At 32.1% G+C, this 23986-nt stretch carries 26 protein-coding genes and 5 pseudogenes; 10 read left to right on the forward strand and 21 right to left on the reverse strand.

From position 1 onward, the window contains the following. The coding region (locus AC1DKZ_RS30890; RefSeq protein ID WP_476997806.1) for a DDE-type integrase/transposase/recombinase at positions 1-365 on the forward strand (365 nt) is incomplete at its 5' end. Between the two features lie 135 nt (positions 366-500). Here the strand turns inward: AC1DKZ_RS30890 and AC1DKZ_RS30895 are convergent. Continuing rightward, positions 501-806 carry a barstar family protein gene (locus AC1DKZ_RS30895; RefSeq protein WP_000066185.1) on the reverse strand — a complete coding sequence of 102 codons (306 nt, stop codon included), beginning with the start codon at positions 804-806 and terminating at the stop codon, positions 501-503. A gap of 55 nt (positions 807-861) precedes the next feature. On the opposite strand from AC1DKZ_RS30895, the pseudogene AC1DKZ_RS30900 reads away from it, so the two are divergent. Together AC1DKZ_RS30900 and AC1DKZ_RS30905 are read left to right on the forward strand one after the other, a co-directional pair. Further along, positions 862-1077: pseudogene (locus AC1DKZ_RS30900) on the forward strand (DDE-type integrase/transposase/recombinase); the annotation flags it as partial. Positions 1078-1246: 169 nt separating this feature from the next. Then, complete coding sequence (locus AC1DKZ_RS30905) at positions 1247-2143, forward strand: Rpn family recombination-promoting nuclease/putative transposase (protein WP_000071777.1); 897 nt, start codon at positions 1247-1249, stop codon at positions 2141-2143. 202 nt (positions 2144-2345) lie between these two features. On the opposite strand, the pseudogene AC1DKZ_RS30910 reads toward AC1DKZ_RS30905, so the two are convergent. Both AC1DKZ_RS30910 and AC1DKZ_RS30915 read right to left on the reverse strand, forming a co-directional pair. Next, positions 2346-2709 (reverse strand): annotated as a pseudogene (locus tag AC1DKZ_RS30910) (IS6 family transposase); the annotation flags it as partial. Between the two features lie 166 nt (positions 2710-2875). Beyond that, on the reverse strand, positions 2876-3853 hold the full coding sequence (locus AC1DKZ_RS30915) for a DNA-binding protein (protein WP_476997807.1): 978 nt from the start codon (positions 3851-3853) through the stop codon (positions 2876-2878). Positions 3854-4211: 358 nt separating this feature from the next. Between AC1DKZ_RS30915 and AC1DKZ_RS30920 the strand changes: the two genes are divergently transcribed. Beyond that, the gene (locus AC1DKZ_RS30920; protein ID WP_000667334.1) at positions 4212-5372 is read left to right on the forward strand and encodes a tyrosine-type recombinase/integrase; all 1161 of its coding nucleotides are present in this window, start codon (positions 4212-4214) and stop codon (positions 5370-5372) included. A 79-nt stretch (positions 5373-5451) separates the two neighbouring features. Here the strand turns inward: AC1DKZ_RS30920 and AC1DKZ_RS30925 are convergent, their stop codons facing one another. The 14 genes from AC1DKZ_RS30925 to AC1DKZ_RS30990 all read right to left on the reverse strand — a co-directional run bounded on the left by AC1DKZ_RS30925 (position 5452) and on the right by AC1DKZ_RS30990 (position 16835). Further along, a complete protein-coding gene (locus tag AC1DKZ_RS30925; protein ID WP_476997808.1) occupies positions 5452-5619 on the reverse strand; it encodes a hypothetical protein in 168 nt (55 codons plus the stop codon). Positions 5620-5896: 277 nt separating this feature from the next. Further along, the gene (gene folE, locus AC1DKZ_RS30930; RefSeq protein ID WP_000054143.1) at positions 5897-6484 is read right to left on the reverse strand and encodes a GTP cyclohydrolase I FolE; all 588 of its coding nucleotides are present in this window, start codon (positions 6482-6484) and stop codon (positions 5897-5899) included. Between the two features lie 43 nt (positions 6485-6527). After that, positions 6528-7244, reverse strand: a complete 717-nt coding sequence (queE, locus tag AC1DKZ_RS30935) for a 7-carboxy-7-deazaguanine synthase QueE (protein WP_090814491.1) — start codon at positions 7242-7244, stop codon at positions 6528-6530. Further along, positions 7237-7728 carry a 6-carboxytetrahydropterin synthase QueD gene (gene queD, locus AC1DKZ_RS30940; protein WP_000426941.1) on the reverse strand — a complete coding sequence of 164 codons (492 nt, stop codon included), beginning with the start codon at positions 7726-7728 and terminating at the stop codon, positions 7237-7239. The genes queE and queD overlap by 8 nt, the downstream gene beginning before the upstream one ends. Beyond that, positions 7728-8393 (reverse strand): 7-cyano-7-deazaguanine synthase QueC, encoded by a 666-nt coding sequence (gene queC, locus AC1DKZ_RS30945; protein WP_476997809.1) that lies wholly within the window; start codon positions 8391-8393, stop codon positions 7728-7730. Before queC ends, queD begins: the two co-directional genes overlap by 1 nt. Positions 8394-8405: 12 nt before the next feature. Further along, positions 8406-9194: an ABC transporter permease gene (locus AC1DKZ_RS30950; protein WP_097884442.1), complete on the reverse strand. Its 789-nt coding sequence runs from the start codon at positions 9192-9194 to the stop codon at positions 8406-8408. Positions 9195-9196: 2 nt separating this feature from the next. Next, entirely contained in the window at positions 9197-9988 is a 792-nt protein-coding gene (locus AC1DKZ_RS30955) for an ABC transporter permease (RefSeq protein ID WP_000760370.1), read from the reverse strand. Further along, a complete protein-coding gene (locus tag AC1DKZ_RS30960; RefSeq protein ID WP_000351264.1) occupies positions 9985-10983 on the reverse strand; it encodes an ABC transporter ATP-binding protein in 999 nt (332 codons plus the stop codon). Before AC1DKZ_RS30960 ends, AC1DKZ_RS30955 begins: the two co-directional genes overlap by 4 nt. Positions 10984-11000: 17 nt before the next feature. Next, positions 11001-11657 (reverse strand): PIG-L deacetylase family protein, encoded by a 657-nt coding sequence (locus AC1DKZ_RS30965; RefSeq protein WP_000652097.1) that lies wholly within the window; start codon positions 11655-11657, stop codon positions 11001-11003. A gap of 126 nt (positions 11658-11783) precedes the next feature. Continuing rightward, positions 11784-12584, reverse strand: a complete 801-nt coding sequence (locus AC1DKZ_RS30970; protein WP_476997810.1) for a class I SAM-dependent methyltransferase — start codon at positions 12582-12584, stop codon at positions 11784-11786. 11 nt (positions 12585-12595) lie between these two features. After that, the gene (locus AC1DKZ_RS30975) at positions 12596-13375 is read right to left on the reverse strand and encodes a glycosyltransferase family 2 protein (RefSeq protein WP_002193649.1); all 780 of its coding nucleotides are present in this window, start codon (positions 13373-13375) and stop codon (positions 12596-12598) included. Then, positions 13341-14099 (reverse strand): DUF5591 domain-containing protein, encoded by a 759-nt coding sequence (locus AC1DKZ_RS30980; RefSeq protein WP_476997811.1) that lies wholly within the window; start codon positions 14097-14099, stop codon positions 13341-13343. The genes AC1DKZ_RS30975 and AC1DKZ_RS30980 overlap by 35 nt, the downstream gene beginning before the upstream one ends. A 13-nt stretch (positions 14100-14112) precedes the next feature. Next, entirely contained in the window at positions 14113-15780 is a 1668-nt protein-coding gene (locus AC1DKZ_RS30985; protein WP_476997812.1) for a carbamoyltransferase family protein, read from the reverse strand. Positions 15781-15800: 20 nt separating this feature from the next. Then, complete coding sequence (locus AC1DKZ_RS30990) at positions 15801-16835, reverse strand: bis-aminopropyl spermidine synthase family protein (RefSeq protein WP_476997813.1); 1035 nt, start codon at positions 16833-16835, stop codon at positions 15801-15803. Positions 16836-17398: 563 nt separating this feature from the next. On the opposite strand from AC1DKZ_RS30990, the pseudogene AC1DKZ_RS30995 reads away from it, so the two are divergent. Beyond that, positions 17399-17572 (forward strand): annotated as a pseudogene (locus tag AC1DKZ_RS30995) (heavy metal-binding domain-containing protein); the annotation flags it as partial. A gap of 306 nt (positions 17573-17878) precedes the next feature. Here the strand turns inward: AC1DKZ_RS30995 and AC1DKZ_RS31000 are convergent. The 4 genes and pseudogenes from AC1DKZ_RS31000 to AC1DKZ_RS31015 form a co-directional block, all read right to left on the reverse strand. After that, positions 17879-18073 (reverse strand): annotated as a pseudogene (locus AC1DKZ_RS31000) (DDE-type integrase/transposase/recombinase); the annotation flags it as partial. Between the two features lie 190 nt (positions 18074-18263). After that, positions 18264-18899: a DUF3994 domain-containing protein gene (locus tag AC1DKZ_RS31005; RefSeq protein ID WP_476997814.1), complete on the reverse strand. Its 636-nt coding sequence runs from the start codon at positions 18897-18899 to the stop codon at positions 18264-18266. Between the two features lie 25 nt (positions 18900-18924). Then, a pseudogene (locus AC1DKZ_RS31010) lies at positions 18925-19859 on the reverse strand (DUF3994 domain-containing protein). Between the two features lie 33 nt (positions 19860-19892). After that, positions 19893-20540: a hypothetical protein gene (locus AC1DKZ_RS31015; protein ID WP_476997815.1), complete on the reverse strand. Its 648-nt coding sequence runs from the start codon at positions 20538-20540 to the stop codon at positions 19893-19895. A 344-nt stretch (positions 20541-20884) separates the two neighbouring features. On the opposite strand from AC1DKZ_RS31015, the gene AC1DKZ_RS31020 reads away from it, so the two are divergent. From AC1DKZ_RS31020 to AC1DKZ_RS31040, 5 genes are all read left to right on the forward strand, one after another. After that, positions 20885-21064 (forward strand): hypothetical protein, encoded by a 180-nt coding sequence (locus AC1DKZ_RS31020; RefSeq protein WP_002201545.1) that lies wholly within the window; start codon positions 20885-20887, stop codon positions 21062-21064. A 160-nt stretch (positions 21065-21224) separates the two neighbouring features. Continuing rightward, entirely contained in the window at positions 21225-21326 is a 102-nt protein-coding gene (locus AC1DKZ_RS31025) for a YjcZ family sporulation protein (RefSeq protein ID WP_000505688.1), read from the forward strand. Between the two features lie 112 nt (positions 21327-21438). Further along, on the forward strand, positions 21439-21654 hold the full coding sequence (locus AC1DKZ_RS31030) for a transposase (RefSeq protein ID WP_476997816.1): 216 nt from the start codon (positions 21439-21441) through the stop codon (positions 21652-21654). A 58-nt stretch (positions 21655-21712) separates the two neighbouring features. Then, positions 21713-22636: an IS3 family transposase gene (locus AC1DKZ_RS31035; protein ID WP_476997817.1), complete on the forward strand. Its 924-nt coding sequence runs from the start codon at positions 21713-21715 to the stop codon at positions 22634-22636. 433 nt (positions 22637-23069) lie between these two features. Then, complete coding sequence (locus AC1DKZ_RS31040) at positions 23070-23636, forward strand: plasmid pRiA4b ORF-3 family protein (protein WP_000650501.1); 567 nt, start codon at positions 23070-23072, stop codon at positions 23634-23636. Positions 23637-23986 lie beyond the last annotated feature (350 nt).

Raw genomic sequence — 23986 nt, forward strand, 5'->3', positions numbered from 1 at the left:
CTGCAAAGCGCTTTTTCAAGAAAGCTTTGCGGTCTTTTCATGTTTCAAAGCCCCGTGTTATCACAGTAGACAAGAACCCAGCCTATCCTATGGCAATTGAAGAGTTGAAGAAAGAGAAAAAGATGCCCGTAGGCATCCAAATAAGGCAGGTGAAATATCTTAATAACATTGTGGAACAAGACCACCGGTTTATTAAAAGACGAGTTCGTTCTATGTTAGGATTGAAGTCTTTTCGTACAGCTACATCCATTCTTTCAGGAATAGAAGCGATGCATATCATTAAAAAAGGCCAACTTATTTTACGGAACAAGTCTGTCCAAAATGAAATAAAGTTTATTCATCAACTATTCGGAATGGCTGGATAAGAATAGATTCCATTAGGAATCTATATACCTCTTTCGAATAAATGAAATCTTTGCACCAGAATCGAAAAAAGCCCCTAGTAGGGCTTCTTATTCTATATTAAGATTCTTAGTCACAGCATAAATATTTCCTGCTATTTAATTAAATAAGTATTCGCTTTTCCATTCAGGGTTCTTTCTATGCTCTTCATTATAATCAAGAAGGCACTCTTTCATTATTTTTGTATCTCTCGGTAACCTTTTTTCTAACTTTGACCATCCGTCGAAGATCATTTTGTTTGGCAAAGGAAACACAAATCCTGTAATACAATCCCAAAAGGCATCCCAATTTTCCCCGTAAAAATCAGGAAACTCAAGTTTCTCTTTAAGCAGTAAATGCAACTCTTTTGCATTATAAATGTTGCTTACATCTATGACCATAATTGATTCATGTTTATTACTCAATTTATACACCCCATTAACATATTAGGCTTATATTTTATCATTTTTTTACAATATATCACTTAAACATTTAAACAATCTTATTGAACAGGATCATAGGCATGTAAAGAAGCATTTTGTCAAATCCGCAGAATTTCAAAATCTTCRTCATGCTTCACGTACKATWAAAGGTATYGAGACCATTCATGCCCTATATAAACAAAGGCGAAGTCTKCRAAGAGACTCCGCCTTTTCAACGTACAATGAACTTCAACAATTACTAGCTACTTCCTAGACATTGTTCCTCATTTACCAACCTGTTTATGATTTTTTCAAACTTTGCAACAGAGCCTGTATATCTATATGCTTCGCTTATATAAATCATAAGGGATTGTTTGCATGTTGACTTTGGTTTTATGTACAATATAGGTAAAGATATAGTCTGAAACAGGAAGAGGAAAAACATATCCAATTCATTAGTAAATTTACGTATCGATTTTGCATTTAAGCAGTTATTTGGCACAAATGGGAATGAAGATATTTTAGTTGCCTTTTTAAATGCAATATTAAAAGATTCTTTAGAGTCACCTATTGTTTCCCTACAATTAGAAGATCCACATTTGCATCGAGAATATGAAGAAGATAAATTATCGATTTTAGATATTTCGGCTACATTAAATACAGGAACAAAGGTAAATGTGGAAATACAATTGAATAACAATCACGATATGATCAAACGAAGCTTGTATTATTGGGGAAGGTTATACACCTCTCAATTGCAAAAAGGAATGCCTTATAGCTCACTTCATAAAACGATTACCATTAACTTGTTAAATTTTGTGATGTTTCCAGAATATGAAGCGTTTCATACAACAGGAATCCTTTGGAATCAGCAACAACAAAAGTTATTAAGTGACGATATAGAAGTTCATATTGTAGAGATTCCAAAGTTACTACAGCAATGGCGCGAAGAGAAAGTTAATCCGTGGGAAGATTCGTTTGTTCGTTGGTTATTATTATTACCAGCGAATGAAGATGAGTATCTCACACAAACATTGGAGGACATTGCCATGAACCAAGATCCGATTTTACAAAAAGCAATGAATAAGTGGGAACGTATGAGTCAAGATTCTTCTTTCCGTCAAGCATATGAAGCAAGAGAAAAGGCCTTAATGGATGAGGCTGCAAAGTTTGCTCATGCTCGTAATGAGGGGAAAAAAGAAGGAATTCAAGAAGGGGTTCAGCAAGGAAAAATACAGATGATTAAAGGGATGCATGAACTTGGTGTACCACTTGAAACGATTGCTAAAGCCAGTAAATTAGTCATAGCTGAGGTTGAACGTATTTTAGAACAAAAATAATCAGCAACAACAAAAGAACCTATTAATTGGGTTCTTTTGTTGAGCTATTTATCAACTAGTGGTAGCACCAATTAGATATTTACGGGTAGTGCTATAACCGTATAATATGACACTTAACTTTATTTTCTTATTAGGGTCACCATACATGCCCATCAATTCAAGAGATTTTAATACTCTCAAATACAAAAAATGGGTTCTGGTGCAAAGCTTTCTTGAAAAAACGCTCTGCAGCCCTTAGGATCTCTTGTTTTGCTTACATGAAAATCAATTGTATTTCCTTTTGAATCAACAGCACGATATAGGTACATCCATTGACCTTTGACTTTGACATACGTCTCATCGACTCGCCAAGGATCATTGGTTGATTTAAGATGATGTCGTACTCGCTTATCTAATTCGGGACCAACCCATCGCTTGATAGTTGTATGAGCAATGGAGACCCCTCTTTCCTCCATCATTTCCACCAGGTTACGGAAGCTCAAATTGTACCGTAGGTACCACCTTACTGTTAATAAGATTAGTTCAGGCTGATAATGCTTCCATTTGAACAAATTTTCCTTTTCCATACCGATCACACACCTTTTGTAGAGTAGTAATATCAATATGCCCAAGTTTAGGAGATTAATTGCAAGAATTTTGCACCAGAACCTATAGAACATTGCAACAAAAAGAGAACCACTAAAAGTACAGTGGTTCTCTTTTAATTGGTATCTTCCTAATGTGATGAAGGTTTTAGCTTTTATACAACATATGTTGATTAATTTTATCTCGGATTGCGCTTGCAATAAATTCTTCAATAGAACTGTTCGTTTCATTTACAATCTTTGTCATTGTATGGTATTCATTGCTTGTAATCGTTACTGACTTAGTAACGCTGCTGCTATCTAAATACACGCTATTATTAACACGTCTTGTTAATTTTCCTTCTATTATATACGGGCTTAAACAATCAATCCATTCTACCTGCATTTGCATTGGTAATTGAATAATAGATTGACGAACATCAAAATACCAGAATCCATCTTCTTCAGAAACCTTTATATTTCGTGGTGATACATACTGTAATACCAAATCAATTAATTGAAAAATTTCACTACGTAATTGATCCGATTTAGGAAAACGAAATTTCACAAACTTTTGATGATGGCTTCTTGGTTTATCGGATAGAACATACGAAGGTTCATACCCCATTTTTAGTGCATCTTCTAGTGTCATATTGTTTCCAAACTCATCAATAAGAATAATATCCCCACGCTTCGGAATGGATATAATGCGTGCTAATTTATTGCCCTGCATAAATTTTTGGAACAATACTACATTATGCTTTTGTGAGAATGTATAGAGAGTATTTGTCTGATCCAATTGCTGTACCAATTCGTGTATTTTTTCCTCTTTTACAAATTTCGTTTCACGATTACGATGTTTCTGTATAGTACAAGTCAAATCCCCTTCTTCAATCCACTTTTCAAGCTGATACATACTTACATTATAATCTTTGGTTGCTTGATATAAGGTAATTCCTTCTATTTCACGTTCTTCTTTCAATTTTTCTATATCTTCTCGCTTAAATAAAAAACTACCATCTAAACGCCAGGTATCTCTATTAATTGGATTTAATTGGCCTTGCTTCATAAGAGTACTGAAAATGAAGCTACTAATTTCTAAATAAGCCTTTACTTCATTCGTATTCATTTCTTGCATTTCAAACATTTTCTTTCCTCCTACGAGTATGCTTCTTTTATGTGAAATTTATAATATTATTATGTAAAGTTAAATTACTAAAATATATAATTTGAATTAATTATAACACAATTAACACTTAATTTATTTTTAAAAATATGTAAAATGCAACTATGTTTTCTAATTAAATTATCTTTTATATAATTAAAAATTATATAAAAGATAATATTAAAAATTAATTTAAGTATAACCATAGAAAATGTGAGATTTTCTATGGTTATATAACACTTTCATTTTTATAAAATTTAATTTTGATATGTAAATAATTTTGAATGTAATTCAGTTATAATAATAGATACAAAAGAAATTAATAAGGAGTTGAATGACAATGAAATTTGAATTGATTACTATTCATAGTGAAACTTCTTTAGAAAATATAGAGAAACAAAAACAAAATTTCGCAAACATAATTGCATTATGGAATCGTGATTATATAAATGAAGCTGAATTTAAAAAGGAAAATAACGAAAGAGAAGATTCATATACATATGAGGGATTTTCAGATGAAGAAATATTGTACTACTACTTAAATCGGCAAACACATTTTGACCAAGAAAAACGTATAAAGGATGCATCCAGGACTCTATATGCACGTGATCTAAGCCACTTCTATTTTTTCATCAAACAAAGCACAGAATTTCTGCAGCAAGATGTTAAAGATTATGTAATTGGCCAAGTTTGGAGGAACTTAAGAAAACGACATATCCGAAACTACCAAAAGTGGTTATCCCAGGAGGCAATCTCCTATCAATCAAAAGAAAAGTACAAAGCATCTACGATTAGTAGAAAACTTGGTGTAATCCGCTCTTACTTGAAATGGTTGTATGAAATTCAATATATCCAGGAACCTCTTCATGTAGAGATTCTAAGTACGACCGTTAATAAACAACATAAACCAAAACGCGAGTTATCATATGAGGAAGTGAAGCATCTGCTTCATTACTATAAGGACAATGAAATCAATTACGCTTTATTATCGGTCCTGGCTACTACGGGATTACGTGTTGCAGAAGTCGCTCATGCCAAATGGGAAGATCTTGAGTATGACGCTATACGTGGACGTTACTATTTAACAGTTGATACAAAGGGAGATAATGAACGTATTGTTTCTATTAATAAGGACATTTTTAATCGTATTGTTGCATTTCGAATCCGGAGAAGGTTACCTGTAAACATTGGGACTAAAAATGGTGGGACTATATTTCAAACAAAGAACCATACTGCTTATAGAGAGAATTACTTGTCACAATATATTTCTAAAATTATTAAGGATACCAAGTTACTTTTTACAGAGAATATACGAATTACCCCTCACTTCTTTAGACATTTTTATGTACAGTACTTATATGATTATAAGGGGCTAGCACCTCATGTCATAGCAGCTGCAGTTGGTCATAAAAATGATAGAACTACAAAAGAAAATTACTTGAAGCAAAGACTTACAAAGGATAATGATGTAGGAAATTTAATTGGTGATGATGAATTTTAATATGTAATTAATACACATTAAATTAGAGATAGGACAAGGTCAAACGAATATCCTTGTCCGTTTGAATTGTTTTAAATATTTATACTGAATAGACTTCAATTTTTGTAGGATTAGAAAAGCGGCGTTCTAATTCTTTTTTGATTTTTTCAATCGCAAAGAAAGCTGAAGATGCATATACAGTAATCACTTTTTTTATAAAAGTATTACCTGTTATTAAAATGTATCTTACTGAATATGATGAAATCATACTCTCACCCTTTCATATATCTATTGTGTTTAAGATATATGCCGATAGGTGTGGATATATTCTCAAAAAATATAAAGTGATATTGTGAGCAGAATGAAAAATATCAAAAAGTTGATTTAGAAAAAGCACTGCCAAAGTCTTCAGCAATGCCTTTCGATTAGACGTACTAGGATAATGAGCGTCTACTTTCTTCTATACGTTTGCTCATGAATAGAATACAAATTTGTATTTAACATAGGTTCTGTATGTACTTTTTTAGCATAATATCGATATAATTCTATCTCTCTATCAAATTTAAAGTTTCACTTCGAAGTGTACTATTATCTTTAAATATTCCTTTATATGACGAAGTTATAGTCATTGAACCAGGTTTTTTCACACCTCTCATGGTCATACACATATGCTCAGCTTCAATTACTACAATTACTCCTTTTGGCTCTAAAGTTTCAAAAATTACATTTGCTAATTCATTGGTTATTCTTTCCTGCAACTGTGGTCTTTTGCATATGGTTTCTAAAGCTCTAGCTAATTTGCTTAACCCAGTTACTTTTCCATTATTAGGAATATAACCTATGTGGGCCCTTCCAAAAAAAGGTACCAAATGATGTTCACACATAGAATAGAACGGAATTTCTTTAACTAATACCAATTCTTCATGATTTTCATTAAATATTTTTAACAAATGTTCAGAAGGGTTTTGACCTAAACCTTGAAAAACTTCCTTATACATTTTTGCTACTCGCTTTGGGGTTTCCAAAATACCTTCCCTATTAATATCTTCTCCAATTGCTTCAAGAATCATTTTTACTGCTACTTCAATTTTGTCAGTATCTATTTCTACACTTTGGATTGTTTTTAAGCTCATATATTATTTCCACCTTATCAAATTATTCATAAAATGCTCTTATTTATACGCCTCGTTTATTTCCCCATACTAAAGCATGAAGTTGAGGTAATACTTTTGCATCATTCATTTCTTTACACTGTGCAGCTTTTTCAATCAACCGTTCATATTTTTGTAATAAGTTTTTAATAAGCGCTGCATCATCCACCGTTTTCGTATCATCGTTCCCAACTTGTAAGAAAAATGGTACTTGCGGATATCGCTTGTGCACCTTTACTGCATATTCAAAATCGTAATCTTCAAATACAACTACTTTTAAACTAAAATCTTTTCTTTCTAATTTATGAATAACAGAATCTAGCATCGTAAAATCTGTTTTCATCTTCGAACTTGGTGGTTTAGGCGAAATTGTCACTTCTTCAATTTGAAGTAACCATTCTTGCCACTTACTCCCTTGCGTCTCAATCGCTGTACGAATTCCATTCTCTTTTAATACAGTAAGAAGAAACTGAATATTTTTCAGCAAAACGGGATTCCCACCTGAAATTGTAACGTGAGAAAAATTTTCTCCACCAATTTCAACAAGTTCATTCCAAATTTCTTCTGGCGCCATTTGTCTAACTTGTTCTTTTGCTGAGCCATCCCATGTAAAGGCTGAATCGCACCAAGAGCAGCTATAGTCACAACCTGCTGTGCGAATGAACATCGTTTTTTGTCCGATAACCATACCTTCTCCTTGAATGGTTGGGCCAAATATCTCCAACACAGGAATCTTACTCATCGAGTATCCACTCCCGTCTTACTTCTGCATAACTCGTTGGTGTTTCAAAGAGACGTACGAATTCGACACGAGCTCCTTTATATTCTTCTGCTCGATTCCCTTTTGTTAATGCTTCCGCCATCTTTTCATAAATCCAAACAACCATATTTTCCGCAGTCGTATTCATCACTGGTAATGTCTCATTTAAATAGCGATGATCCAAATAAATCTCTATTTCGTTTTTCCAAATTTCTTTTATATCTCCAAAGTCAATTGCAAGTCCAATGTCATTTACATATCCACTAATACCAAATACAACTTTGTATGTATGACCATGTAAATTTTTGCATTTCCCTTCATAACAGTGCAAATGGTGTGCTGCATCAAATGTAAATTCCTTGCTGACCATTACTCTTTTATTATGGTATTTTAATTGCTCACGCTGAATATCCTTGTCCATTTTTTGTAAATTTTCTACAATGCGAAATCCGAAAAAGTTTTCCATTATTCATTCCCTCCTTCACGTTCTTGTAGGTACGTATCTAATCCTGTTTTACGAAGTTGACATGCTAGACATTCATCGCAACCATCACCAATGATTCCGTTATAACAAGTTAATGTTTTTTCTCTAACAAACTCGAATGCTCCAAGTTCATCAGATAATTTCCACGTCTCTGCTTTATCAATCCACATAAGTGGTGTGTGAATGACAAACGGATAATCCATGGATAAATTTAATGTAACGTTTAACGATTTTACAAACACGTCACGGCAATCTGGATAACCACTAAAATCAGTTTCACATACACCTGTTACGATATGGTGTGCTCCAACTTGTTTTGCTAATACAGCAGCAAATGATAAAAATAGTAAATTTCGCCCATCTACAAATGTTGATGGCAATTCACCTTCTTCATGTGTAATCTCCATATCCGTTCTCGTTAACGCATTTGGAGCAAGTTGATTTAATAAACTCATATCTAGTACTGTATGTTTAATTCCTAACTCTTTCGCGATTTCCGCTGCACAATCAATTTCTAACTTATGACGTTGATTGTAGTTAAATGTTACAGCTTCCACCTCCGCAAACTGTTGCATTGCCCAAAATAAACATGTTGTGCTATCTTGTCCACCACTAAAAACAACTATTGCTTTATCATTAGAGTACATTTTATTCTCCCCTTAACTACTTGCACTGTTATAATATCTTAAGGCAAACTTCCAAAAATAAATTGAAATAATAAAAAATCCAATAGAATAACCCATTAACACGAATACATCGTTTAGTTCTAATCGACCAATTAAAGCATAAGTTGGAATATTACTAACAATAACAATAGGAAAAACAAATAAAAAAACAAATCGACTTATTCCTTTATATAAGGAAGATGGGTATCTAAGTAATGTCATAGTACCAAGAAATAACTCATGCATACCTTCAACTTTGGTTAACCATATAGATAAAGTCATTACAATAAACCACAGAGAATACGAGAGTATAATCCCTAAAAACAATAGACCCAAGAAAGAAAATCCATTTACAATACTAACACTCTCCCCCTTTTGTAATAATGAATAACTAATTAACAGTACGGCTGGTAAACAGTTCCCTAAATTCCCTAAATCAAGCTTTCTTAATGAAACTAGAAACTGACTATTAATAGGTTTAAACAATATCTGATCTAAACTTCCTTGGTTAACTAAACTCGGTATATACGGTAGATTATTAATAAAAAGAGTAAACATCAAAGATTTTATCAACTCACTTGTTCCAATTAACAAATAAATATCATTTGTATTCCAACCATTAATATTACCAAAACTATCAAATATACTATTAAAAAATACTAATGTAACAATGAACCAAACAACGCTATCTAATATATTTAAAAAAAAGTTAACTCTATACATCATAATATTACTTAAATTAATTTTAAGAATTGCTTTTAACATTTTTAAATATCTAATCATATTTATGCACCAACAGATTCATATTTATTTAACCCCTTCTTCCAAAGTACTCTAATAAGAACATAGAAAACTAAAGACCATATCACTTGTGAAATTAATCCATTTACAATTTCAGTGCCACTTAAATTTCCTAAATATACATTTACCGGAAAGTGAATTAAGTATGAAAAAGGTAAAAACTGAGTTATTGTATTTAACGGAGCTGGTAAAAATTCAAGCGGAATAAGCGATCCAGATAATAATTCTAATACTATATCTACAGTAAAGAAAAAGGATGATATCTCTACAAAGTAAAATGAGAAGAGGGATATCAAATAATAAATCATATAATATAGTATTAATGCTCCTACGATTGAAAGAATGAACAGGAAAGTATATTTTAAAGTAGGCAAAAGGAAATAATCCCTGTTCAGGAATATTATCGGTATTATTGGTATCACTGACATCAGTAAATGAATAATTTTGTTACCTAAATTATGACTAAACCAATATCCAAAATATGAAAATGGTTTTATAAGATATTTTGATAGTTCACCGGATTGTATTTCCTCATTTATCGACCAGTGCATTTCAGGAATTAGTAAAAGTTCAATTAACTTAGCAATTATTACATAAGTAATCATCATTTCAAGAGTATAACCTTGAATATTGCTTTGTGTTTCAAAGAGAGAATGCCACAATAGTATTAAAGCCACAAGCGGTATTAAACCAAAAATCATATATAATACAACATTCATACGATACTGAAAAACCGCTTGAAATGAAAGCATCATTGGTTTTAAATACTTCTTCATACTGTTATTTTCACTCCAGTCGATTCCATTGAATAAATATCTTCAATGAGGTCTTGTGATGACATTTCAGTCAAATTGTAGTCAATAACATTGAATTCTTTTAATATGCTAGATATGGTCTCGTTCACTAACTTATCTTGAACTTTTATTGTTACACTAAATTTATCCGACTCTTTAACTTCTCCATATTTCTTAAGATCTTGAGAATTTATTTCATTTTCAAAGCTAAGATATATATATTTATAACTCTTAATTTCTTCTTTTATTTTTTTGAAATTGTTATTAAAAACAACTTCTCCATTCTTCAATATTATTAATTCTTCACATAACTCATATATATCCGGGAAATAATGGCTAGTTATTACAACTGTTGTATTTCTTTCTTTGCAATAATTCTTGAGAAAATTTCTAATATTCTTTTGAGCAAGAAAATCCAATCCAATAGTCGGTTCATCTAAAAATAATATTTTAGGTGAGTGTAAGATTGAAGCAATTAACTCACATTTCATTCTCTCTCCTAACGATAGATTCCTTACTGGCGATTTAAGAATTTCTGATACCCCAAGATTTTTAGCTAATTCATCTACATTCTTTCTAAACTCTGTATCAGACAGTTCATATATTTCTTTATGTAATAAAAATGTTTCGTAAGGGGAAAGATCCCACCATAGCTGATTTTTTTGTCCTAAAACAACGCCAATTGACTTTAAATAATCTTTCTTCTTATCATGGGGGTTAAATCCATTTACCAAAATTCTCCCGGAAGTTGGTTTAATTAACCCAACCATTGCTTTCATTAAGGTAGACTTACCAGCACCATTCGCGCCAATAAGCCCTATTATTTTACCTTCTTTTATTTTGAATGACACATCACTTAAAGCAGTAACCTTGACCTTTTCTCTTTTAAATAAACTCTTGAAAGAGTTTATTAATCCTTCTTCAATTTTTACTCTTTCAAAAGTTTTTGATACATTTTCAATTTCAATGATATCCATCTTCTCTCTCCTTTTTACTACTTACTTACCACTCTAAAAACTTCTGCAAATTGTACTCCTGCCTGCATACCCCTATAAGAATTTAGCCCCAAAACTCCATCAACCAAATTTAATGTTTTAAGTTGGGATTCATATTTTTTAATTGATGCTTTTTTCAGTTCAATAAACCTGGTAATATCTTTTACAACCTGATAGTTTTTCATGGGAGTCCATACTTCATATTGTAAACACATCGGAGCACAATTCTCTTTTAAGAACCCTGATTGACACAGGAATATTGCTTCTGATACAACTTCATTTACTATTCGATGATCCCTATCACTTTCCATATCATGGGGGAAATAAATAAAATTAGGCTTATATTTTGAGATTTCGTGAATAATTTCTTCCACAAAATCTAAAGAATACACAAGTGATCTGTCTGGTTTCTTTAAAAATTTAACATTTCCTTTTTCTATCCCTAATGTATTACAAGCATTTATACACTCGTTCTCTCTATTTGAAATAATTTCATTTAAATCCCCTACACCTCCAGATAAATCTCCTTTTGTAATTATTATTACTTTTATATGTTCACCCTTACTAATAGCTTGAGCAATTGTTCCACCACAGCCAATGACTTCATCGTCATGGTGTGGCGCTATAACTAAATGTTTTTTTACTATATCCTTCATTCAGCATCACCTTTATTGAACAGGTAAATCATTTACCTATTATTTTAATTAAAAATTATTTACTCTGGAGTATACTAACTGGATACATTTTATTTCCACTAGAAAAATATATTTTTTTAAGAGGGTCTATTCACACTGTATATCATTAAAAGTTTCCCCTTGCTTCCTACATTCGTACACCATAAATTCACTATTCCTCCCAAAAGAATTTTTATTGTAATCACCATAAAAATTTTTTATATTGAATCCTTCTATTTCTAAGAGATACTGCATTTCGGATGGTAAAGTATATTTTGCAAGAAATCTAAATTTTTTTTCACTTAAAAAATTATCTGTTATGTCATAAACCTCAAAATAACAAGTGGTTTCAACTATTTGCTTATAATGATCTGCTTTTACGACATCCCATGATTTAACTTTATAATTTTTAAATTTCTCCCCTTTAATAGGACTATTTCCTCCATCACTCACTCTCTTAGAATAAGGAAGAATAGTTGGAGGTGTAATAATATCGAAAACAAAAATCCCGCCTTCTTTTAATAGTAATTTAATATTTCTAAGAGCTAATTTTTGTTGTGACGATGTAAGTAAATATTCAAATACACCACCAGACATAAATATAAAATCAAATTTTCTTTCAGACTTAAAATCTGTAGCAGAAGAAACCTTAAATTCTATTTTATCCTTAATATTTGGCATCTCATCTAACTTCTTACTGGCTTTTTCAATCATTCCTGCTGATATATCAACACTAGTTACATTAGCGCCTTTTTCAGCAAGAATAAAAGATAATCTACCAGTACCGCACCCCAAATCTAAAACTTCATCATTTGGTTTTACCAAACCACTGTAAAAATCAAAAATACCATCAGGTTCTGGGATGATAATGTCGTATAATTCAGAAATTCCGTCGTATTGTTGCTGCATTGTTTTCCTCCTTAATGTATTTCTTTTTTATATCCCCTATAAAAGGAAATCTGCCAAAATATGAGATAGAAAGCAGTTAAATAACCGTATTTTTTTTTGATATATTTATATGAGTTAATAATCGACCTCGTTTTATTTTTAGGTTCATAATAACCATTTTTTTTGTGTAAAACCCCACGTGCATGACCTACCCCATAATTAAATGAACTTTTCAAATCTTGCTTAATGCTTAACTCTGGATGAATAATTCTTGCATTATCATCATATAAAATCTTAAGACTTGCAGATTGAACTCTAATATCAAAATCATAATCCTCTGTCCAAGATAAATTCTCATCAAAATAATATCCATTTACCTTCGCTAAGATTCCTTTATTAAATGCCAATGGAGGTGAATATGCATTTTTTTTGCAAGTATGTATATGTCTTGCACGTGCAATGATTTTTCCAATTTTGCTGTTAAAGGAAAACATCACCCTTCCTTTAGCCAAAGATCCTGCATCTAATAATTTGAATAATTTATTGATGGTACCTGGCATAAAAACACAATCTGAATCCATAATTAACACATTATCTTTACTAGAAATTTCAATTCCATAATTATAAGCTTTTGCTAAATTAGGTGTAGGTAATTCCCCAATTACTGCATTGCTAGAATAGGCGATTTTTTTTACTTCTTCTGTTGCACCATTTAAGACAACGACAATCTCTACATTTTCATCAATACTTTTTAAACACTTTCCCAATCTGATATCGTTATAAGCTGGTATTACAATTGATAGATTCAACATATCTACTCACCTTATTTAAAGAATTATCCATACTACTCAAAACTTCATCTAAACAATAAAATTCTCCTGAATCCTTTAACTCGACTAATTTACTTTTATTATTTCTATATGTTTCTATATCTGGGGTTAAAAGAAAAGCAATTCCTAGATCCTTACAAATATCTTTAATTGCAGGAGCCATTGAATATTTTTTTACCGGTATACCATATTGTACTACTACATCGTATGAATTTGATTCTAGGTATCTCCTAATTCTTTGTATCAATTTATCCCTATATTCTTTCATTAATTCTTCATAAATTACTGGATCCTCAATATCTTCCATCCAATCGTACGCACAAAAAGTAGGATTCATTTGGTATTCATATGGTATAATTCCCGCATTTGATAAAATAATTGGATGAACCATTGGGTATTTATTTGTAACTTCTCTAATTTTTTTACCAATATATGAAAAGTCATATGGTTTAGCCCAAGAACAAACTTGTAAAAAAGCAATTCTTTTCCCCTGAGGCTTTTCGTAATAATCCCCACAAAAATAGTCCTGCCATGTATTGAACTCTTCATGATGAATATACTTTGAGCAAGCTCCTCGTTTAAAAACTGTTTCCTCTTTTATTAAATCTAATAGTATATATTCTGGGTAGTAAGGATAACTTTTTTTATTAAGTACCAAATCCTTTATCCCTTCATCCTGTAGATTAGAATAATTTCTATTTCTCAAAATCTCTCCTCCTTTATTTAAGAATCAAAAATGAACCTAATAAAAGGGCATCCATCTCTGATCCATAAAATGACCTAATAGCATCACTTGGGTTACATATAATTGGATCTTTTCCTACATTAAACGATGTATTCATAACTGCAGGAATTCCTGTTTTCTGGTAAAAGTTATAGATTGTTTCATAATAATCAGAATTCATATCCCTCGTAACTACTTGAGCCCTTGTTGATCCATCAACATGAACTATTGCTGGAACTAAATGATGTACCTCTTTTTTAACAGTAGAATTTAACAGCATATAAGGGTTATTTATTTTTTCTTCTAATACTACAGAAGCGTTTTCATCTATGATGCTAGGAGCCAATGGTCTCCATTGCTCTCTTTTCTTAATGGTATTTACTTTATTTAACATATCCCTACTCTGAGGGTTAGCTATTATGCTTCTATTTCCTAAAGCTCTAGGACCGAATTCCATCTTTCCAGAAAATCTTCCTATTATCTTATTCTGAATTAATAACTCAGAGCATTTATCATATTTATTAGAACCTAATTCTATATATGATAGATTATATTTTTTTAATATATTTAAGATACTAGAATCAGGAAATTCCGGACCAGAATATACATGATCTTCAGTGAACATAGGCGTTATACCATTTTCGGCAAGAAACCATGTAGCTGCTCCAATACTTACTCCACTATCTGAAGCACCTGGTTGAATGTACAAACTATCCACTTCTGGTAAATCAGCTATAATTCTATTCGCTATACAATTTAATGCTACTCCTCCCGAAAGACACAAATTATCTATTCCAGTTAGATTAATAGCTTTTTTTACAAGCTTAACAATTGCTCTTTCCAAGGCTGCCTGACCTGAGGCTGCAATATTTTTATATTCCATTACTGATGAATTCATTAATAGTATTGAATCTATTGGATTATATTCATATTTAATATAATTAGGAGCTATCTTTGTTATACCATTAATGACTTTTATCCAATCTTTTAATACCGAAAAATATTTACCATTCATACTAACTGTATTTTTATTTGGTTTCAAAGGATTTTCCAGTATATCAGGAAATTCAAATATTTCTTCCCCATATGAAGATAGGCCCATTAACTTCCCTTCATTATGCCTCCCTAAACCTGAAAATACAGTTAATGCTTCATAAAAAATACCTAAAGAATGTTCCAACGGGTATTTTTCTAGTACTTCTATTATATTACCTTTTCCTTTTGCTACCGTTATTGACTCTTCTTCTCCACTTCCATCAATAACTATTATGGTAGCTTCTTTGAATCCCGAACTAAAGAACGCACCAGAAGCATGTGCCAAATGATGAGAACACATATGAATTTGAGGATCTTTATCTCTCTTAAAAATTCTCTTCGGAAAAATCTTTTCAAGACAATCATCTTTATTAAGCTTCTTTGAATACTTCTCAAAATATAATTGTTCTACATCCCAGCCCATAACAATATGATCTACTTCATTTGGAGTAATTTCAGCTTCCTTTAAACAATAAGCTATTGAATTATATGGAATTTTATCTAATGCCTTTTTTTGACGAATAAATCTTTCTTCTTCAGCTGCAGCTATTAATTTACCATTATAAAATAAACACGCACTTGCATCATGAACATCAAAGTCCCACCCATTGACTCCTAAAACATACATTATATTACCTCGCAGTTATTTTATATTTTTCTTCTAATCTCATAATATTCTTGCGGAAAAAGGGTTGGTTTATCTATTAATCGTACAAAAACTAACATATCTGTTTGAATATACAAATTAAGGAATGTATCTTTAGAAAAACCAATGTCATCTAAGTCCTTTTTTATTAACTCTTCATCAATGTACGGCTCTTCAGCCACTTTATAAGAACTTAAATCGTGGATAATTTCTTTTAAATAAAAACCTAAAGATGTCAAGAAATTCTGCAAATAAACCGCCCTACTACCTAATCTTTTAACACTTATATTTAAAAAAATTAAATCACCCTTTTGACCTTTTAATAATTCATTAGCTCTATTTAACCACAAATCTAACCCTCTACCATCATCTATAGGGTCACAATGTATTGCATCATACTTATTCCTTAAATCTTCTATAACTTCATTTCTAACATCAAAATTATAAAACTTAATATCATTGTTTGTGTGTTTAAAATATTCAATCAATTCTTCGTCAATATCTCCTACACTTATTTCTCTGTTTTTATATTGTTCAAGGGCCAAACTTGTATAATCATCATCTCCGCAAAAAAAGATATTTTTATTAGATGATAACTCGTGATTTATTATTTCAGCTCTCTTCAACGAACTATCCCAAGTAGCTTTAAATTGAGCATATTTTTTTTTGTTTATTTTATTCTCATATCCTGTATTGGGAAGAGAGGTTGGTTCATATAAAATACTACTTGTTAAATCTTGTGAAAACCTTATTTTATTTTCTATAATTTCAACTAAATTTCTTTCTTTTAATACTTTTAATAATCTTAAAGCCAAACTTAAAGTCCCAGTTATTTTGACTAGATCATCTAAAGTATCTACAGTATTAATGGACTTCCAAATTATAAATTCGAATTGTTTTTCACTAATTTCATACCATTTTTTCCAAAAATTCAAAAGTACCCCTCTGTTTTTTAATTTTGGTACTTTATCTAACTCTTCTTCATAGTCTAATTCAATAAATCTTTCATATAATAAAATTATCTTATTTTCTTTCATACTGTATACCCTACCTTAAAAAAAGTTACATATACAGTTAAACTGCATATGTAACCTCCTTATTTTGAAACTTAACCTAATGTCTTGCCTGCACGAATTAGTAAATCCTCTTCATCTAATTCAAGATCTTCAAGCTCTAGCATTTCTTCATGAATATATTCCTTTTCCATTTCACATTCCCCCTTATATAGATAATTGTGTAATTCAAATATTTGCAACAGAGCTGCACCACCAATACTATCATAAAAGTGAAATTTTCTGATAAGTAAAAAAATAATATTTATGGATAAATTTCATTCAGAAAATTAAGTGAAATTTTTCCTGATAAAACAATACTAGGAATAATTATGGGTATTTATATTATTTTAATTTGTATATTGGGATTTTTAAAAAACCTAGTATAGAGCCTTTTTTTAGAGATTTTTGTCGATTTTCCTTTTTATAAATTTTTTAAAAAATGTTTATTTTCGGGGGTATTGGGGGTGTCTATTTTGTGGGGGCACGGCAATTTGAAGTGCCCCCCATAAATTAGACAGGTTATTTCATTAGGTAGCTTTTTGGGTTCTGGTGCTTATGAAAGTAAATTAAAAGAAGCTCGTGACATTGCGATGGAAGAAATGAAACAACTTGCAACGCAAAAAGGAGCAAATGCAATTGTTGGTATCGATGTAGACTACGAAGTGGTTCGTGACGGAATGTTAATGGTTGCGGTAAGCGGTACAGCAGTACGTGTGTAAATAGATAGAATGTGGATTTTTCTATAGCTGTTATGTATTTTCTATAAATATAGATGCATTATGTTTATGAACACATCACAAAACATAAAAAAGGAAGAGAATTTTTATAATTCTCTTCCTTTTTTATTTACGAGAAATTTCATGTTCATTAGCTGTTTAGTTCATCGAAAAATGCTGTAGAATTTACCTATTCTATTATAACAGTATAAAACATGGTTTTAAGATGTAATATTGCATATAAGGGTTCTGGTGCAAATACTTAGGAAAGATATAAAGAGGCGAAAAGTTTCCTAGTGGAATCTAGTCTTAAGCAACAATTCCAAATAGTTGATGGATGAACTTCACTTGATTTTGGACAGACTTGTCCAGTAAAATAAGTTGCCCTTTTTTTACCATATGCATAGCTTCTATTCCAGAAATAATGGATGTAGCTGTGCGGAAGGATTTCAATCCTAACATCGAACGAACTCGCTTTTTAATAAATCGATGATCTTGTTCCACTTGAATAAATTTCGCTTTTCCATACTGATCACGCACCTTTTTTAGAGTAATAGTATCAGTATGTCCAAGATTTAGAGATTAATTGCAATTATCTTGAAGTTTTTGCACCAGAACCATGTAAACAGACTACCTTTTGTTAGATAGCCTGTTTACATTTCTTTGTCTTACCCCTTAGAACCTTTACAGTGACTTACTTAGGTTTTACCACGTCTATCTTGTTTCCCTCAGCATCCATCATAACTAAGGAATCTGATTTGAAATACATAACATCATAGTCTACAGATTCTTTTATTTGACTAGGGTCTACTTTCTTACCGTCTTTTACAAACTCGGTTATTGTCATATTGACTTGTTGCTTTTCTACGTTATAAGACCATTTACCTTGCATATGAGTATTCTCATAAGGTGTGTTGTTTACATCATCGTATATAATGTATGTACCATCTTCCTTAAAGTCTAATCCTTTCGTAAACTTACCATCTTTTGAACTACCCCACTCACCTAGTAACTCTCTAGCTTGTACTGACAAGTCTATTGATTCTTCTGCTAGTTTTATATACTTATACTTACTATGTAATGGAAGGTCTTCTCCTACAAGTAGATTATCCATTTCCGTCACCTTATCCTCCATTTCTAAAGCTATGTCTGAAAGAGAATTAATGTATTCTTCTATTGAATAATTACCTACATCTACAGGTTTCACTTTATCCACCTTGCTTTCTTGTAGTGGTTTGCTTTCTGTCTTGATGTTTACTTTGTCAGGAGAACAACCACCAAACAATAATAGGAGTGGAACAGTGACACCTATTAGTTTCTTACTCTTCATTTCTCCTACCCCTTTAATTGAATGATTATTTACGTCTTTCCCCTGCTATTGTATTGCCTTTGTCGTCAGTCATTTTTAGAGAACCTGCTCGTAAGAACTCAAGTTTATACTCTACAAATGCATTTGTATTCTTTGCATCTATCTTCTTACCGTCTTTTACAAACTCAGTAGGTAACAGTGTGACTTGCTTCTTGTCTGCATCGAATAACCATGTTCCTGTCATATGATTGTCTTCATAAGACGTTTTACCTGTATCATCATAAGCGGTAAATGAATTATCTTCACGGAAGTCTAACCCTTTATGGAATTCAGAACCTTTATAACTACCCCATTCACCTAGTAACTCCTTACCGTCTTTTGATACTTGTACACTGTCATCATCAGAATTAGAAGTTGAAGGCTTATCGAACTGTACTCCTGTTTTCTTACCAATAGCGTTTGCTTGGTCTAATTGAGCGTCTTGAAGTGGTGCATAGCCTTTTGCCAATACTCATTACCTTCTTTAATTAAGTCCATTGACTTTTGAGACTTATTTCGGTCTTCATCTGTAACTTTTCCTTTGCCTTTTATAATTTCAACTTGTAATGCATAGGCTTTACTGTAACAATCTACAGCTTTTAAGATTTCTTTATGTGAGTCTTCAAACTCTTTTGGCGGTTCTATTTTCTTAAACTTAGCAATACTTTTCTGTACCTCAGACTCTTCTTTCACTATCTCTTTTACTAAAGACTTTTCATCTTTGTCTTTATCCATTGCTAACTCAGTTATAACCGTAATTTTCTGTACTAACTCAGAAGATAAATTCGTCATACGTGTTGGGTACTTCTCTTTTGACAACTTCTCCTTCGTCTCTTCTTTAGACTCTACTTTCTCTTTCGGCTTTGCTTCTGTTTTATCAGTTCCACAACCTACTAACAACATGAAAGGTACTGCTAACGCTACAAGTTTCTTTGCTTTCATACATCATACCCCTATTTGAATGAATTTTGATTATTAGTTTGTTTTACTTGCAATACTCTTTGTTGCTTCTTCGAATAGCTTTGCACCTTGATTTGATTTTATAATTGATTCTTTCAGTTTACTTTCACTCTCTTCCTCTACTGCTTCTGAAAGGAGTTGAAATGCATCATAATATAAGTCCATTGATTCTTTTATCTTGTCATGCTCTGCTTTCAGTTCAGTTGGTGGTTCAAGATACTTTATTTTTCTTACATATGCTTGTGACCCACCTGTTACAAGTTGTATTTCACTCTTCTTTAAGCTTACTGATTTAATGTCTGATTTTGCTGAGTCTTCAATCAATCGTAGTGTTTCGTCTATTTTATTTGCATTGTCCAAAATATCTTGCTTGTATTTGTCAACTTCTGAACCAGTTACCTTACTAGAAGAGTTGGAAGAACTAGTAGAGTTAGAAGTACTTGACTTACTTGTCTCCTTATCTTCACCTTTCGCTACAGATAAGCTATCCTCTTTCTTGCTATCAGTTGACTTACTCTCTTTTTCAGAAGTCTTACTCTCTTTTTCTATCTTTTGCGTTTCTTCTTTCTTTGGTTCAGCTTTCTTACCATCAGTTTCAAATGTAATACAACCACTCAATAACATAACTGGTAACGCTAAACTTACTAATTTCTTTGCTTTCATGATTCCTAATACCCCTTTATTTGTAAAATTTAGTGCAAACAAGTTAATATACTTAACTAAGAAATTTTCCCCGAATAATTTCTTAGAAACTACTATCCATAGATTACCTGTATATTCATAATCTTTCTATATATCATTTTACAAAGAATTACAAATATGGTCAAAGGTATTTATGTAGTCTTTAAAGGTAAATTTATTAGATGATAAAAACAGTTTTATTTTTAAACCTTTTCTAATACGATCAATTGTTCATTTTCCAACGAACAAATTACAAACGAAGGTTGAGTCGTGAACGTCGATTCATCGTTATTACAACAAAACAAAGGTGAAGAGGCGGATCAATAATGAAGAAAATTAACCTACTTATTGCCGGGGTGCTAACTTTAGGGTTAGTCGCTTGCGGTACAGAAGAAACAGAAGTCAAAACAAAAAAAGAAACGAAGAAAGCAGAAGAACAACAATGCCAAGAACGAGAAAGATACAATAAAATAATAGTTGAATGGGAGTCCAATACATATTATTAAAATTAAAGTGGTTCAAGTCGGAGGAAGGCACCTTAGGGGGTCTTTTCTTTATTTTCAAAAGGACCTGCTCAATTAATACGTAAAAACATAAGGTAAAGTGAATCCATTAAAATACATGAGTGACCTTGATTTTCCCCTCCTACTCAAAGGAGAGATTAAAATGGGCTTTGGTGGTAGTTGCAGTAGTTGTGGTGGCGGCTTTGCTTTATTAGTTGTATTATTTATTCTATTAATCATAGTTGGAGCTTCTTGCTTCTGCTAAAAAAACTATCGGAAAAGACACTCATATATGATATTATCCCCTTAAGGTAGACAGTGTAAAAAAACCATGAATACACATGGATGTTACACTTTTACTTGGAGGGGATTTTATTATGGTTAAAAAAGGGGATAAATTTCAAACTTATTCAGATAAATTAAAGATACAAGTTGTAAAAAGTTATTTAAATGGTGAGGGTAGCCAATCAGCTATAGCGAAGAAATATAAGCTTAGAAGTAGAACACAGTTAATGAATTGGGTCCGGAAATATCAAGAAACAGGTGATATTTCAGACTTGGGGGGGGGCAAAATGGTGGTAATAACGGCTTAAAAAACCTCTTAAAAGGTCGTCCTCGTACGAAGTTCGATAGTATGGAAGAAGAATTGGAATACTACAAGGCGCAAGTGGCTTACTTAAAAAAGCAGTATCCAAATCTACAGGAGGTGTTCTTGCTCAAACGGCTAAGTACGAGATTATTGAAGAACTACGTTCTCGGTACAAAGTAACCTGGCTTGTCGTCATTGAGCAGTTAAATCGCTCTAGCTACTATAAGTGGCGTTCAACATGTAGTCAAAGGCAATTACGCCTTTCAAAGGATAATACATTGCATGAACAGATTCAAGCAATTCACATAAAACACAARGAATACGGTTATCCTCGCATGACAATCGCCTTACGRGAGGCTGGATTTTTCGTGAACCAYAAAAAAGTATATAGACTTATGCGAGAGCTTCACATTCAATCGATTATCYGTAAAAAGCGACGCTTTTTCAAAGGAAAATCCTYAAAGATTTTCCCAAATGTAGTAGAACGACAATTCCAAAACCGCAAACAAAATGAGGTACTTGTCACAGATATCACTTATTTGCMATTCAAAGATAAATTTCTCTATTTATCGGTCGTTCAAGACCTTTACAATAATGAAATCGTTGCTTGGAAACTCTCACATCGCAATGATTTACAACTTGTTCTAAAAACATTAGATTTAGCAACACAAAAAAGAGATGTGTATGGAACCATCATCCACTCAGATCAAGGATTCCAAGATACATCTCCTGCTTATTATCGTATGCTTCAACAGCTAGGCGCCATCGGCAGCCATTCCCGCAAAGGAAACTGCCATGACAATGCTTGCATTGAATCATTCTTCTCTCATTTTAAATCTGAAATGTTTTATCTTAATGACTATCAAACAAAGGGAGAACTAATTCAAGCAATTGAAACATACATCTATCATTATAACTACAAACGATTCCAAAAACGACTCAATCATCGAGCTCCGATCGAATATCGAATTTCGATGGCTGCATAGTCTTTTTTACAGTTGTCTACTTGACGGGGATAAGTCCAGATTAGGGTTAACCCATAATAGACAAATTACTTAATAAAAATAGACGAAACAATATTTATAAGCTCCACAAGTATTATCTAGGGGTATCGTCACATTGCTATCAAGCTAAAAATTTATAGTACCCCCAGAACGAAATTTTGTGCTAACTTATAACAAAAAACTCATTTTTTCGTTTTGGGATAGTTCTGAATTCTTAAGCTGATGGGCATGGCCTCACCATACCATTTCGGGAAAATTGTACGCTTAGACACAATTTGGAGACATTTCAACGAATTCTTTGTACACTAACATGATTTTTTGTTCTTCCTATTGATTTATACTTTATATTTCTTACTATTTCAGCGAAAATGATAACTAGACATATACCATCCATTTAAAACAGGAGGAAACACAAATGAAATGTTATCAATTGCACTTGGAATTAGTGGGATGTCCTTTCCCCATTTGGAGAAGAGTTAGTTTACCGACAGATTTATCCTTTGATGATTTACATGACGTGATTCAATGCTTATTTCAGTGGCAACACCAACATTTATTTGAATTTACTGTGGGGAAATATGTAATTTCATCTCCTCCTGATCCGAGCATTTCCTTTCATACATTGGCAATGACTACGTCGTCCCCGATGCTACATGCTGATAAAACTATGCTACACCAACATATCGGAAAAACGGATCAGGCTTTTCAATATGTATATGATTTTGGAGATCATTGGCTGTTACAGATTCATGTTGAAAAGATATTTGATCAACCTTCTGATGAAATAAAATGTATAGGAGGAGAAAATGCGGCGCCATTAGAGGATATTGGGGGCATTCCAGGGTATATTGAATTTTTAGAAGCGATAAAAGATTCTTCACACCCACAACATAAAATCTACGCAGAATGGGATTTATTAAATTTTGATCCTTCTTTCTTTGACATACACGAAATTAATAAAGGATTAACTTATTGTGATTAAGTGCTAAATGAATGCTAGTTTATTTATGGGATATCGCCACATCGCTATCAACCTAACAAAACAAAATACCCCATAAAATGAAAAAATACGCTATTCTTTCCTATGATTCTACAGAAAGGATAACGTATTTTTTGCTTTATGGGTAGTGCTATCCCTTATATGACTTCTTGTGATTTCGGTGAAAGTCGTGATGGAACTTCATAAGGTTCTGGTGCGAAAACTTCAAGATAATTGCAGGTAATCTCTAAATCTTGGACATACTGATACTATTACTCTAAAAAAGGTGCGTGATCAGTATGGAAAAGCGAAATTTATTCAAGTGGAAACATTATCATCATGATATTATTTTG

It is taken from the genome of Bacillus sp. 05T21, assembly GCF_056396785.1.